Annotated in this window: 15 protein-coding genes; all 15 read right to left on the bottom strand. The window is 55.6% G+C overall.

Annotation, left to right across the window (positions count from 1 at the left end):
• Positions 1 to 44: 44 nt before the first annotated feature.
• Positions 45 to 1,751: a methyl-accepting chemotaxis protein gene (locus AC6I8E_RS11325; protein WP_013358292.1), complete on the bottom strand. Its 1,707-nt coding sequence runs from the start codon at positions 1,749 to 1,751 to the stop codon at positions 45 to 47.
• A gap of 140 nt (positions 1,752 to 1,891) precedes the next feature.
• Complete coding sequence (rcsA, locus tag AC6I8E_RS11320) at positions 1,892 to 2,527, bottom strand: transcriptional regulator RcsA (RefSeq protein WP_013358291.1); 636 nt, start codon at positions 2,525 to 2,527, stop codon at positions 1,892 to 1,894.
• A 627-nt stretch (positions 2,528 to 3,154) separates the two neighbouring features.
• Positions 3,155 to 3,940, bottom strand: a complete 786-nt coding sequence (gene fliR, locus AC6I8E_RS11315; protein ID WP_013358290.1) for a flagellar biosynthetic protein FliR — start codon at positions 3,938 to 3,940, stop codon at positions 3,155 to 3,157.
• Positions 3,940 to 4,209, bottom strand: coding sequence for a flagellar biosynthesis protein FliQ (fliQ, locus tag AC6I8E_RS11310; protein WP_003854466.1), 270 nt, complete (start codon positions 4,207 to 4,209; stop codon positions 3,940 to 3,942). The genes fliR and fliQ overlap by 1 nt, the downstream gene beginning before the upstream one ends.
• Positions 4,210 to 4,235: 26 nt before the next feature.
• The gene (fliP, locus tag AC6I8E_RS11305) at positions 4,236 to 4,967 is read right to left on the bottom strand and encodes a flagellar type III secretion system pore protein FliP (protein ID WP_031593200.1); all 732 of its coding nucleotides are present in this window, start codon (positions 4,965 to 4,967) and stop codon (positions 4,236 to 4,238) included.
• Positions 4,967 to 5,365, bottom strand: coding sequence for a flagellar biosynthetic protein FliO (gene fliO / locus AC6I8E_RS11300; RefSeq protein ID WP_013358289.1), 399 nt, complete (start codon positions 5,363 to 5,365; stop codon positions 4,967 to 4,969). Before fliO ends, fliP begins: the two co-directional genes overlap by 1 nt.
• Positions 5,366 to 5,375: 10 nt before the next feature.
• Entirely contained in the window at positions 5,376 to 5,786 is a 411-nt protein-coding gene (gene fliN / locus AC6I8E_RS11295; protein WP_033783392.1) for a flagellar motor switch protein FliN, read from the bottom strand.
• Entirely contained in the window at positions 5,779 to 6,786 is a 1,008-nt protein-coding gene (fliM, locus tag AC6I8E_RS11290; protein ID WP_013358287.1) for a flagellar motor switch protein FliM, read from the bottom strand. Before fliM ends, fliN begins: the two co-directional genes overlap by 8 nt.
• A gap of 4 nt (positions 6,787 to 6,790) precedes the next feature.
• Positions 6,791 to 7,276: a flagellar basal body-associated protein FliL gene (fliL, locus tag AC6I8E_RS11285; protein WP_013358286.1), complete on the bottom strand. Its 486-nt coding sequence runs from the start codon at positions 7,274 to 7,276 to the stop codon at positions 6,791 to 6,793.
• A gap of 127 nt (positions 7,277 to 7,403) precedes the next feature.
• Complete coding sequence (locus tag AC6I8E_RS11280) at positions 7,404 to 8,672, bottom strand: flagellar hook-length control protein FliK (RefSeq protein ID WP_497823985.1); 1,269 nt, start codon at positions 8,670 to 8,672, stop codon at positions 7,404 to 7,406.
• Positions 8,669 to 9,112 (bottom strand): flagellar export protein FliJ, encoded by a 444-nt coding sequence (gene fliJ, locus AC6I8E_RS11275; RefSeq protein WP_003854478.1) that lies wholly within the window; start codon positions 9,110 to 9,112, stop codon positions 8,669 to 8,671. The genes AC6I8E_RS11280 and fliJ overlap by 4 nt, the downstream gene beginning before the upstream one ends.
• A gap of 19 nt (positions 9,113 to 9,131) precedes the next feature.
• A complete protein-coding gene (gene fliI / locus AC6I8E_RS11270; protein WP_013358284.1) occupies positions 9,132 to 10,502 on the bottom strand; it encodes a flagellar protein export ATPase FliI in 1,371 nt (456 codons plus the stop codon).
• Positions 10,502 to 11,194 carry a flagellar assembly protein FliH gene (gene fliH, locus AC6I8E_RS11265; protein WP_013358283.1) on the bottom strand — a complete coding sequence of 231 codons (693 nt, stop codon included), beginning with the start codon at positions 11,192 to 11,194 and terminating at the stop codon, positions 10,502 to 10,504. The genes fliI and fliH overlap by 1 nt, the downstream gene beginning before the upstream one ends.
• Complete coding sequence (gene fliG / locus AC6I8E_RS11260; protein WP_013358282.1) at positions 11,187 to 12,179, bottom strand: flagellar motor switch protein FliG; 993 nt, start codon at positions 12,177 to 12,179, stop codon at positions 11,187 to 11,189. Before fliG ends, fliH begins: the two co-directional genes overlap by 8 nt.
• The gene (gene fliF, locus AC6I8E_RS11255; RefSeq protein ID WP_497823984.1) at positions 12,176 to 13,903 is read right to left on the bottom strand and encodes a flagellar basal-body MS-ring/collar protein FliF; all 1,728 of its coding nucleotides are present in this window, start codon (positions 13,901 to 13,903) and stop codon (positions 12,176 to 12,178) included. Before fliF ends, fliG begins: the two co-directional genes overlap by 4 nt.
• Positions 13,904 to 14,016 lie beyond the last annotated feature (113 nt).

Here is a 14,016-nt window from a genome sequence, read left to right as displayed (position 1 = left end):
GCCGCTGCCGTTGATGACAGTCGCTGATGCTTACCAGCATGGCGTCAGAAGGTTTCCCAGTTATCACTACCGGTGGCCAGCGCCGGACGCGGTGTCAGAGCGGGTGTTCTGGCTGGTGAAGTGACGCGCGCGGCCACACTTTTCGTGGCAGGCGAATCCTGCAGACGGAATGCCGCCACCGCCTGTGTCAGTTTGCCCGCCTGATCTTCCAGCGAGGCCGCTGCCGCAGAGGCTTCTTCCACCAGTGAGGCGTTCTGCTGAGTGACGTTGTCCATCTCAGTGACCGCCTGGCTCACCTGCTGAATACCCCGGCTCTGTTCGTCCGATGCCGCTGCGATCTCCGACATGATATCGGTGACGCGACGTACCGCCTCGACAATCTCACCCATAGTGCTGCCCGCTGCGCCAACCTGATGCGACCCGTCATTAATCAGCGTAACCGACTCAGCAATCAGGGATTCAATCTCTTTAGCCGCCTGCGCACTGCGCTGGGCCAGATTGCGCACTTCGCTTGCTACCACCGCAAAGCCGCGACCCTGTTCTCCGGCACGCGCAGCTTCAACCGCTGCGTTCAGCGCCAGGATGTTGGTCTGGAACGCGATACTGTTAATGACGTTGGTAATCTCAGCGATTTTCTTCGAGCTGCCGGAAATGTTGGTCATGGTTTTCACCACGCTATTAACCAGATCACCCCCGCTGCGCGCTTTGCCAGAGGCATCCGCGGCCAGCTGGCTGGCGTGATGGGCATTCTCGGCGTTTTGTTTAACCGTGGCGGTGAGCTGTTCCATGCTGGCAGCGGTTTGTTCCAGTGCTGCCGCCTGCTGCTCGGTGCGTGAAGAGAGATCGGTGTTACCGGCGGAGATTTCGCTGGAGCCCTGATAAATCGCGACGGCACCCTCACGAACTGTTCCGACGGTGGTCACCAGCGCCTGCTGCATCAGTTGCAGATTGTGGATCAATGTACCAATCTCACTGCGGCCAAAGGGCAGGGGAGCAGAGGTCAGATCACCCTGTGCAATGCGTTCAATGCGCAGCACAGACTGACGCAGCGGGTTAATCACTACACGGCGCAGGAAGACGAAGGTCATCAGGACCAGCACCAGTGCGGCACTAAACGCCACAGCCATCGAGATAAAACCGATGCGCGACTGACGATCGGCTTCTGCGGTAATCGCACTGGCGCGGTCAGTACGGATTTTGATCGCCTTCAGTAACACCGCGTTATAGTCATCATCCAGCTTGCGGGTAACGTCCGTCTCCTGGGCGATAATGCCCTCAAAGCTGCCCTGTTTACCGGCGTTGATCATCGGTATCAGGCCTTTATTGATGTAATCGTTGAAGCGTGCCTGCAGCGTGGTATCCAGTTCCATGTCAGCGGGGGTCTTCACTTCACGTGCCTGATAGACAGCAAAGCCGTCTTTAGCCTGCTGAATACGTTTTTCAGCCGCCGCCACGTTGGCGCGAAATTCGTCCATGTCACCAATACGCGCGGCGGCACCGGCCTGAATAATGGTCAGGCGTGCTGTACGCAGATGGTTAGAACTGTTAGCGAGGCCCATACGAACCTGAATTTCGTTCGTGGCATCATCGAGGGAGTGGTTGCTTGAAATCAGAAAGTAACTGGCGACACCAATACAGAGTGCGAACAGCAGCAAAATGCCGCCGAAGATCAGGCTAAACAGCGGTACCAGGCGGAGATTCTGCCAGATGCCAGCGCTTTTCTGTCCATCATTATCTAATGCAGTGTTCATATCCTTGCTCTCTTAAGGCTGTTGTTATAAGGCTTAACATCGGCAAAAGAGCGTAAAGGCTTAGCGGCAAGAGTGAGACCTGGCTCCCAATTCAGCGCAAAAAAAACCGGCCATTAAGGCCGGTTCTTCAGGTCTGACGATCAGCGAATATTAACGTAAATACCCGAGGTCACATTATCGGTTAAACGCACCACATGATAAATAACCTGTTTATTATGGGTTTTGATTTTGCGTTTAATATTACCTTTGTGTGACGATACCGTTTTGGCCTTAATTTGCATTTTATCTGAGATCTGAATGGTGTCATGACCTGACATCCACATCTTCAGCATGTTTGACTCAGTCTGGCTCAGCGTCAGCGGGTGAACATCCATGCCCGAAGAGATGCGCGCAGACTGGTTAAGCTTCTTCTGCAAATAGGTGCTGAGTAAGGAATCCAGGGTCGATGTCTTCATCGATTTTGATGTAATAATCAGGTTCTTACGAACGTAGAGATATTCCTCAAAATGGATATTACTAATCGCCATGAATATAAAGAACAGCGTATCAGGATGCTGCGTAATAATACTGCGGATACGTTCACTGGAATCTGACTCATGAATGAAACAATCTTCATTAATAAAGACGACACCAGGATTTAATTGCTCACATTTTTGCTGTAGTTGCTCAATATCGGAGACAGAAGAGATATTTTTCTTCTTAACTCCTTTTGAAGACATGTAGTCTGATAATCCCAGGCGTGTGTAGTTGCAGGAATCCATAATAATAGTTGGCATAATAGCGACCCTCACCAATTTGTTATCCGTTTAAATCAACGATGAATACGCGTTGCGGTACGAGAGAGATTTCTTAGGTACTTTTTTATTCTGCTCGTGCAGTGTGGCAACAGGCAAACGCCCGTAAAAGTCTTCATCCCTGACCCGTTCTGCAAAAAATTTGTGCTGCCATGACATCACACATTCTCCGGCAATGGCGGGGAATGCCAGTGAAGTGCCGGAGATTCAGTAAAGCGCATTTTTTGAGACCTGTGTCACTATCCCTGAAAACAGGAAGTTTTCTGATAGGACAATTCTCAAAAACATTTGTTTTACGAAAGTGTGATGTCTCAGCGTGCGATGACAATGCCGGAAAAAACATTTTTTAACAAGAAAAATCACTTAAAGTTTTTTTTCTTTTAAATTCAGTGCATTGCCGGTTTTGCCTGCACATTCACAGTCTGACAGCTTCTGTGAACCACCCAACTAAAATACGCGAAGCCCGGTTTAATAAGAATTATTTTCAGACTCTCAGCACATTTATCAGAATTTCCTTAGTTGCATTCTGGAAAACATGGTTCGGAAAATGCACGGATGGTTTTGTGATACTTAAGTGTCGCTGAGCGAAGGTAGTTAGAAACTTAATGTTCAGGGGCGGGATAGTTCTGTCAGAAACAGGGCGAGTAAATCAAATATTTCACTGAACAAATGCTCACAGAACGGGGCCAGCAGGGGCATCAGCAGGCTGATGGTTAAAATTCCGACTGATAAGGTAATCGGGAAGCCAATTGCGAAGATTGATAACTGTGGTGAAACACGGTTTAACAAACCCAGTACCAGATTTACCATGAGTAACAAAACGATTAAGGGCAGCGCTAACATCATGCCATTAAGGAAAATTAATCCGCCGGATTTCACCAGCGCCATAAATGCGTTCGCATTTAGCGGGTGACCGCCAATCGGCAGCGTATGAAAACTGTCCGCCAGCAGTGAGATCAGCCAAAGATGTCCGTTAAAGGTCAGGAACAGCAGCATGGCCAGCATGTCGAGAAAACGGGCCAGCACCGGCATGTTAAGACGGCTGCCAGGGTCAAAAAAGGTGGCGAACGAAATGCCCATCTGCAAACCAATGACTTCCCCGGCAAGGCGCACAGCCGCAAACGCAAACTGCATGGTAAAGCCCAGTGCGATACCAATCAGCATCTGCTGGATCAGCAGCCAGAATCCGGCAGGAGAAAACAGGGTCACATTGACAGCAGGTAACAGCGGCATCAGCAGCCAGGTGATCATCACGGCCAGTCCGATTTTGACACGTTTGCTGACGGATCGTTCATTGAGGATGGGTGCGGTGGCGAACAACGCCATGATACGCACCAGTGGCCAGAAGAACTGGCTGACCCACTGAACCAGCTGGCTGCTGTCGAGAGTAATCATCAGCCGATGATATAAGGCAGGTTGGTAAAGACGGTGCGGATATAGTCCAGCAGCAGATTCAGCATCCACGGGCCGGCAATGATACCGGTGGTCGCAACCGCCAGGATCTTAGGAATAAAGGATAAGGTCTGTTCGTTGACCTGGGTCGCGGCCTGGATCAGGCTAATCAGCAGACCGCTGACCAGGGCTGCCAGCAGCAGCGGGGCGGCCAGCATCAGGGCGACGCGCATCGCTTCCTGTCCCATTACCATTACTGATTCGGGTGTCATGTCGTGCTCCGGTAAGAAAAGGGGGATCAGGAGTAGAAGCTTTGCGCCAGTGAACCGACCAGCAGTTGCCAGCCATCGACCAGAACAAACAGCATCAGTTTAAACGGCAGCGCAATGGACGCTGGCGGAACCATCATCATCCCCAGCGCCATCAGCACGCTGGCGACCACCAGGTCGATGATCAGGAACGGGATAAACACGGTAAAGCCAATCTGGAACGCGGTCTTCAGCTCGCTGGTCACATAGGCGGGCAGCAGAATACGCATGGGCACCGCTTCAGGACCGGCAATTGGCGCGGTATTTGCCAGACGGGCAAACAGGGCTAAATCCGCTTCACGGGTCTGACGCAGCATAAACTCGCGCAGCGGCTGGGCACCTTTATCAATCGCCACATCCATGCTGATCTTGTCCTGGCTGAACGGCAGATAGGCATCCTGATAAATTTTGTCGAAGGTCGGCGCCATAATAAAGAAAGTCAGAAACAGCGACAGACCGAGCAGCACCTGGTTAGGCGGTGCCGAAGGCGTGCCCAGGGCATTTCGCAGCAGGCCAAACACAATGATGATACGGGTGAAGCTGGTCATCATCAGCAGCACGGCCGGAATAAAGGTCAGCGCAGTGATAAAGACCAGTGTCTGAACCGGCAGTGACCAGCTCTGACCGCCGTTAGGCAGCGAGTGACTCACCAGGCCCGGCAGCTGGGCATGGGCAACCGGTGCCAGTAGCAGCAGTGGCAATAAAGGAAGCAGTCGACGCATCATTGTGGTTTTCCGGGACGTTTAACCAGATTCTGTAACAGCTGACGAAAATCCTGTGGCGCACGGTCAGATGGCGTCACAGCGACCGGCTCACCCGGCGGCAGCGTATGCAGATGAGTAATCTGCTGGGCAGTGACGCCCAGCACCAGACGCGCATCAGCAGTATCGATAATCACCACCCGCTCACGCTGGCCCACTGAGACGCTGGCCGTGAGTTTCAGCTCCTGACCGCTGACCTTTTTCGGCGCAAAGCCGGCACGGCGTGCCAGCCAGGCGCAGGCCAGAATCAATAAAATAATCACTGCTAACACGCTGCTGACTTGGGCCAGCATTGAACCGGTCGAAATCGCCTGTGCGTGCGGTGCAGCCGGTTGCAGCGTTTGATTCTGGCTATTCATAATGTGACTCTTAGCGACTCAGGCGACGCATACGTTCAGACGGGGTGATGATGTCAGTGATACGAACGCCATATTTGTCGTTCACAACCACCACTTCACCCTGTGCAATCAGGTAACCGTTGATCAGGATATCCAGCGGCTCACCTGCCAGGCCATCCAGTGCGACTACCGAACCCTGCGTCAGGCGCAGCAGCTCTTTGATGGTCATCTTGGTGCGGCCCAGTTCGACGGTAAGTTTTACCGGGATATCCATAATCAGATCGATATCCTGCAGCGATCCCGCAACGTTGCCGCTGTCGAATGACTTAAAGACGTCATCGGTCTGCGGCGCACTGCTGCTGCTGCCGACCTGCTCGTTCATCGCTTCAGCCCACAGATCGTCCGCAGAGATATCGTCAGACGGTTTATTACTGTCAGTCATGGGGCTGTTCCTCGTTAAGCGAATTCAGAATCGGGTTAATCAGGTGTTCGACACGGAGCGCATATTGCCCATTCATCGTGCCATATTGGCTGGTTAATACCGGGACGCTATCGACATGGGCGATAATGCGTTCCGGCTTCTCAATCGGCAGCACATCACCGGGTTTCAGCTGCAGAATCCGTGACAGACGCAGTGACGTTTCGGCAAAGTGAGCAATCAGTTCCAGCTCAGAGTGCTGCACCTGTTTGACCAGGTTATCGCGCCAGTGGTTATCTTCCTGACGGGAGTTTTCGAGCGGTGGGTTCACCAGCAGCTCGCGCAGCGGTTCAATCATTGAAAACGGGATGCAGATATTAAACTCACCCACCAGGTTACCAATCTCCACCTGGAACGGCGTGTTAACCACGATGTCGTTCGGTGAAGTGGTGATGTTGGTGAACTTCACCTGCATCTCTGAACGTACATACTCGACGTCCAGTGGATAAATAGCCTTCCATGCGTCGCTGTAACCATCCAGCGCCAGCTTCAGCATGCGGCGGATAACGCGCTGCTCGGTATGGGTAAACTCACGGCCTTCGACTTTCGTCGGAAAACGTCCGTCACCACCAAACAGGTTGTCGACGGCGATAAACACCAGGCTGGGTGAGAACACCACCAGCGCCGTGCCGCGCAGCGGTTTCAGGTGGATCAGATTCAGGTTGGTTGGCACCGGCAGATTGCGGGCAAACTCGTGGTACGGCTGAATCTTGATCGCCCCGACGCTGATGTCCGGGCTGCGGCGCAGCAGGTTAAACAGCGTCATACGGAAACTACGGGCAAAACGCTCGTTAATAATCTCCAGCGCCTGCAAACGCTCGCGCACCACGCGGCGCTGGGTATTCGGGTCGTAAGGGCGAATATCGCCCTCCGGCCCGTTTTGTTTCTTTTCTTCTTCCGCGCTGCCACTGTCGCCGTTTAAAAGGGCGTCAATTTCAGCCTGGGAGAGAATGCTATCGCCCATTGATTCACCTCAAAATGAAGGCAGTAAACAGCACGTCGTTTACGGCCTGCGGAGGTTGACCTTTTACCAGCGGAGGTGTCAGCGCCTGTTTGATTTGTTCAACAAGCGCCTGTTTTCCTTGCTCTGTCGCCAGCGCCGCAGCACTCTGACGTGAGAGCAGCAGCAGCAGACGGCTGCGCACCTCAGGCAGATAGTCATTCATCCGACTCCGGGACTCCTCATCGGCCAGACGCAGGGTAAAGCCTACGTAAAGCACGCGGTCAGGATCGTTGTCGGGATTGACCAGGTTAACCGTAAATGTATCAAGTGCAAAAAAGACCGGAGCGGGAGGCGGTTCAACTTTCGCCACCTCAGGCTTATCGCCCTCGTGTTTATTCATCATTCGCCAGACTGCATAGCCTGCCACGCTGCAAGCGGCCAGCGTCAGAATGATCAACACTGGTATTAAGATTTTACGTTTGCTGCCTTTTGCTTTCGCGTTATCAGACATGGTGCAGTTACTTCCTGTGAATTATGGGCAAGCCTCTCGGCTCACGGGACAGATTATCCGCGTCTTAAGTCAAACCAATGGGTAGAAAAGACGCGGGTTTTACGCTTACCTTCAGCGTTTGCCGCTGTCAGGCGAAAGTGTCGACGGCGCTGTTGCCGCTAACGCGAGCCTGAAGGGCAGCGGGAACGGCGATCGGCGTAATGTCGGTGTCACTGTCCTGGGTGAGGGAGAAGCGGCCATGCTGTCCATCGCGGCGCGCCTCCTGTTGTTGCTGGAATTGCTGGCCCTGCGCGGAACTGTCACTGCTCACCTGACTCTCGCCCAGGTTGATTCCGCTCTCTGCCAGCGCGCTGCGCAGCTGCGGTATCGCGGCTTCCAGTGCCGATCTGACGTGGCTATGGCTGGAAACCAGACTAATTTGTGCCTGATCGTTATCCAGTTTCAGGCTGATCTGGATAGCGCCAAGGTCTTCCGGATGTAAACGCAACTCCGCGTTCTGCTGGCCGTTGCGGCTGAACATCACAATCTGCTGACTCAGCGCCTGCTGCCACTCGTCGCTGCCCAGCTGTGAATTCAGCATCGGGGTGGACGGGGTGCTGCTGGTCGCGGAGGCGGTCACCGGCGCGGGCAGGCTGCTGGCGCTGGCGAACGGTGTGGCGCTGATCGCGTTGTCGCTGGTGCTGGCTTTGATCGCACTCTGATCATCCTGCTTCACCATATTGCTCAGCGCCTGCTGGAAACTGCTGTCAAGCGTCAGGCCGCTGCTGGTCGTACTTTGCGCGGCGGGCTGACTCTGACTGGCAGTGCTGTTCACGGCTGGTGAGTTCTGTGTGGCACTTTTAGCGTCGTGCTTCTCATCTTTACCCGGCGCAGGGCTCTGCTGTGCGCTGTTCAACAGTTGTGTCAGCGAGGTCTGACTTTTCCGGCCGGTGTCGGTCTGGGCAATCAGCTCACCTGCTTCACTGCTGACCGGCGTCGAAGGTGTCGCTGTTGGCGTCACCGCACCCGGTAACATGGCGAACAGGGCCTGCACATTCTGCATGTCACTGGCGCTTAAGAGTGTGGCCTCCGGCTTGTCTTTATCATCGGCTGATTTTGACCCAGCTTTAGTATTTTCCGGTTTAAACAGGGCGGTCAGTTCAGCAGGATTATCCAGCGCCGCCATCAGCGCATTCAGCGGCGCCTTCGCTCGGGCGTCGTCGACAGTTTCTGCTTTTACATCAGCGGATTGTGCCGCTTTTCCCTGCTGCTTCGCCAGGCCTGCCAGCTGATTTCCCAGCGTGGTCAGAAAGTCCTTTGGCAGGGCATCAGCCCCTGCTGCAAGGTCCGTCGCGCCTGATGGTTCCGCGTCGGTTTTAGCCGCCGCTTTTATGCCAATGTGTGGCAGCGTAATCATTCGCCTCTCCTCGATGCGGCCCGTTGGGCAAATTCATCCATCCGTTTCTGATCGAGACGGTTTTCCTGTCGTAATGCATTTTCCGCTGCCCGCGTTATCAGGGTCTGATAGGCGTTCAGCCGCTGCTGTTTGTCGCGCCAGTTGATCAGCGCCTGCTCCAGTCGCTGATTCCAGTTATTCAGTTGGTTGCGATGCTGCTCAATCGCTTTTTCCAGCGTCTGAATAAACTGGTGATAGTTCGTCCAGCGGGTGCTGGCGATGCCGGACGACATGTCATCGTTAAGTTTGTTGCGATACTCGTCCTGATAATCAAGCAGCATCGTCAGCTGCTCGTTAGCGGCGTGCTGGCCGCGGCGCATATCGCCTAAATAGATGGCGGCACGTTCGAGATCCTGCTCCGCTAAGTCGCGCAGCGTATCAATGGCATTTGCAGTTTTCATTGCCGTTACCTCGCGTTAATTACTGAGACGAGCCAAACAGCGCATGCAGATGCAGGCTGGCGTCGTCATAATCGCTGCGCTCAAAGATGCCCTGTTGCAGGAAGGCTTCCATCTGCGGATAGAGCCTGATGGCTTTATCCAGCATCGGATCGCTGCCGGCGGCGTAGGCCCCGACGCTGACCAGATCGCGGTTACGCTGGAAGCTGGAGAGCAACTGCTTAAACTGGCGCACCTGCGCATAGTGGTTCTCATCGATCAGCGAGGTCATCGCACGGCTGATCGAGGCTTCGATATCAATAGCCGGATAGTGACCCGCTTCGCCAAGCCGACGCGACAGCACGATGTGACCGTCAAGGATGGCGCGCGCGGAGTCCGCGATCGGATCCTGCTGATCGTCGCCTTCGGTCAGGACGGTATAGAAGGCGGTGATCGAACCGCCGCCGTCGATGCCGTTACCGGCACGCTCAACCAGCGCAGGCAGTTTAGCGAACACGGAAGGCGGGTAGCCTTTGGTCGCCGGAGGCTCACCAATCGCCAGCGCGATCTCACGCTGCGCCATGGCGTAGCGGGTCAGTGAATCCATAATCAGCAGCACATGCTTGCCGCGATCGCGAAAATCTTCAGCGATACGGGTGGCGTAAGCGGCACCCTGCATACGCAGCAGCGGCGACACATCCGCCGGGGCAGCAATGACCACCGAACGGGCGCGGCCTTCAGCACCCAGAATGTTTTCGATAAAATCTTTAACTTCGCGGCCACGTTCGCCAATCAGACCGACCACGATAACGTCCGCTTTGGTGTAGCGCGCCATCATGCCGAGCAGCACGCTTTTCCCCACGCCTGAACCGGCAAACAGACCCATACGCTGCCCGCGACCGACCGTCAGCAGGGCATTAATGGCACGCACGCCGGTATCCAGCACGTCGGTAATCGGCGTCCGTTGCAGCGGGTTAAACGGCGGGGTGATCAGCGGTGCGCGATAGCCGGTATCCGGCGACGGCAGGCCGTCCAGCGGTCGGCCGCTACCGTCGAGCACGCGACCCAGCAGTTCCGGCCCCAGCATCAGCTGTTTGCCCGCCTGCGGGTTGTCGCCGTTCTGACGCGCATAGACCCGCGCACCCGGTAAAATGCCGTCCACTTCTTCCAGTGGCATCATCAGCAGTTTCTGACCGTTGAATCCCACCACTTCACTTTCGATTTCGCTGATGGTTTTGCCATCGTTGCGTTCGATGATGCAGGTCGCACCCAGCGGCAGCTGTAAACCGGTCGCTTCCAGCACCAGGCCGGTCGCGCGGGTCAGGCGGCCATAACGGCGCACTGGCTGCACCTGGGTAATGCGTTTTTCAAAGGCGTCGAGCGAGCCCAGCCAGCGGTTCAGACGGGTGGTCATCAGATTTCTCCCGGCGCGGCAAGGCGGCAGAGTTCCTGCCAGCGCGTTGCGACGCTGGCATCCAGATCGCCATCTTCAGCGCTGAGTTTGCAGCCGCCAGGGTGCAGGGTGCTGTCTGCGATCAGCCGCCAGCCGTGCAGGTCCAGCGTCGGACCTAAAGTCTGCTCAATACGCTGTAAGTCGTCCGGGTGAACACGCAGTTGCGGTTTGCCGCTGAACATCGGTTCCTGCTGCAGCAGACCCTGAATCTGGCGCAGCAGGGCGGTGCCATCTACCGTAGTGGCCTGCCCAATCACCGAGCGAGCCGCTTCAAGCGCCAGCTGCATCAGACGGGCAGCAATCACGCTGTCCAGTGACTCCAGTGTGTTCTGGAACTCCGTCACCAGCTGCTGCATCCGCGCCTGAAGTGGCGCCTGCTGCTGCTGGGCATCGGCCAGTCCCTGCTGAAAACCGGCGTCGTAGCCCGCTTTCTGACCTTCGGTCATACCCTGCTGATAGCCTTCGTTGTAACCCTGGCCCTGCGCCTCTTTGCGCATCTGCTGCTGCAGACGTTCGAGCTGCTGTTGCTGCTCATCCACGCCGTCTTCAGCTTCGTAAATTTCTGGCTGCAGCTCCGGTTCAGGCTCGTCAAAACGGCCTAAATCAGTAGGCTGCCACAGCTGCCAGGGGCGGGCAGAAAATGCATCAGACATAGGTTTCCTCGCCACCACCAATCACCATCTCGCCCGATTCGGCCAGGCGACGTACCACCAGCAGGATCGCTTTCTGTTCGTTCTCCACTGCGGACATACGTACAGGACCGCGGTTGGCCAGATCGTCGCGCAGGATATCGGCCGCACGGGCTGACATGTTCTTGAGGAACTTCTCGCGCAGAGGCTGTTCGGAACCTTTCAGTGCAACCAGCAGCTGCTCGGACTCCACTTCCTGCAACAGGCGCTGGATGCTGCGGTCGTCCACTTCCACCAGGTTTTCGAACAGGAACATCTCGTCGATAATTTTTTGCGCCAGTTCGCCATCGAAGTCGCGTACCGCTTCGATAACCGCCTCTTCCTGCTGCGTTTTCATCAGGTTGATGATCTCGGCTGCGGTTCTCACGCCGCCCATCTTCGCGCGCTTGAGGTTGGTGCCATCCAGCAGGCCATTCAGCACTTCGGTCAGTTCGGCCAGCGCGGCTGGCTGCACACCACCAAAGGTAGCGATACGCAGCATCACATCGTGACGCAGACGTTCGTCGAACAGCGCCACAATATCGGCGGCCTGGCCACGCTTGAGGTGGACCAGGATGGTGGCGATGATCTGTGGATGCTCGTCGCGGATAAGGTCGGCGGCCGCCTGCGGCTCCATAAAGTTGAGCGTTTCCATCCCGCTGGTGGTTTCGCGTGTTTCGAGTATGTCCTCCAGCAGGCTGGAGGCACGCTCTTCGCCCAGCGCCCGGGTCAGGACCGAACGCAGGTATTCGTTGGAGTTCAGGCTCAATGCAGCAAACTGCTCAGCATCGGTTTCGAACTCACGCAATATTTCAGTCAGCTGCTTGTGTGACACCTGACGCATGTTGGCCATCGCCGCGCTGAGGTGCTGTACTTCACGCTGGTTCAGGTGTTTGAAAACTTCCGCAGCGCGCTCTTCGCCGATGGTCATCATCAGGATGGCGCTTTTTTCGGTTCCGGTCAGACTCATAGCTCTTTACTCATCCATTCGCGAATCACCAGCGCAACAACGCGCGGATCGTTTTCTGACATGTCGCGGATGCGTTGACTCATCACTTCTGCGCTCATGCGATTGTTAGACTTACGTTCCTGATCCAGCTCATCTTTGCTGAGCTGTACATTAAAGGCTTCTTCTTCTGGCTGTTGTGCAGCGGCGCGGGCAGCAACGGCTTCGGCAGCAGCTTTCTCGGCGGCCTGCTTACGAACCAGGTGCGGACGAACCAGTTTGCGGTAGAGAATAAAGGCTACCAGGGCAATCAACAGCCACTTACCGGCGTTCATCAGCTGATCAAAGAAGGACTGCTGTTGCCAGAAGGGTAGATCGGCGGTCACTGTTTCAGTGGTGTTGAACTGCGAGTTCACCACGTTGACGCTGTCGCCACGCGTCTGGGAGTAACCCATCGCTTCGCGGGTCAGGTCTTCAATCTGCTTCAGCTGCTGCTCGTTCAGCGCAACCGCTTTGCCTTTATCATCTGCACGGAAGTTCACGACGACCGCAACCGACAGACGCTGTACGTCGCCGACGTTAACTTTGGTATGACGAATGGAGCGATCCAGTTCGTAGTTCACCGTGTCGTCACGACGCGAGTTGGTGGGTGCTGAGCTCGCTGCTGCTGTGCTGGTGGTCTGGTTAGCGTTGTTCGCCGCATTGTTCTGACCATTCGCGGCCTGACCGTTGGCCGCATTGTTGTTTGGCGTCGTGACCGGCGCGGTGTTGGCTGGCGCTGGCTGGTTAGAGAGTGCGCCTGGCACGCCACCCGGATAAGGGCTGCCTGACTGGTCGCTGGTGCTGGTCTGACGCGAACGGATCGCCATGTTCGACGGGTTAGCGTTAGGCTGATATTTCTCGTCGGTCTGCTCGGCGGTGTCGAAGTTAATCTGCGCGGTAACCTGCGCATGCACATTGCCCTGGCCGAGAATCGGATTCAGGATCGCTTCGATACGTTGCTGGTAGCGTGCTTCAACTTCAGAAGAGTACTTCAGCTGCGCGTCATTCAGATCGCGACCGGCGTTATCAGAACGGGTCAGCAGGCGACCGGTCTGATCGACCACGGTGACGTTGCCCGGCGGTAAACCGGCGACGCTGCTTGAAACCATGTGGGCGATGGCCTGAATCTGGCCTTCATCCAGCGCACGGCCAGGCTGCAGGGTTAAGGTGACAGAGGCGGATGGCGCTTTCTGCTCACGCACAAATAAGGTTGGTTTTGGCATCGCCAGATGAACGCGGGCGCTTTTGACCGGACCCAGTGATTCGATGGTGCGGGCCAGTTCGCCTTCCAGCGCGCGCTGGTAGTTAACCTGCTCGCTGAACTGGCTGATACCGAACTTCTCTTTATCCAGCAGCTCAAAGCCCACCGAGCCGCCTTTTGGCAGACCCTGCTGAGCCAGACGCAGACGCAGCTCATGCACGTTCGCTTCCGGCACCATCAGTGCGCCGCCATTTTCGGCAAAGCGGTAGGGAATGTTCATCTGCGTCAACTGGGTGACGATGGCGCCGCCATCTTCATCAGTGAGGTTGTTATAAAGGACACTATAGCTGGGCTGCTTCGCCCACAGCACCATCGCGATCACGATCGCCACCACGGCAGCCGCCGCGACGATTAAAGGAATACGCGGATTTGCGCGCAGGCGAGCGAGCAGGTCACCGAAGCCTTTCTTTTCTTGTTCTGTTGTGGCGGCTGTGCTCGCATTCATGACCGATTCCTGCCTGACGTAATTGACCGGGTAAGTTGAGATGGCAAAACAGACTCCCTGACCTGCGTAGATAAAATTTCCACTTCAATGCCAGGCATTATTAGGTGATAAGC

Source organism: Pantoea sp. X-Soil-YNGN-785 (assembly GCF_059730585.1).
Note: the sequence above shows the minus strand (reverse complement) of the source record. Positions and strands in the feature narration are given on the sequence as shown.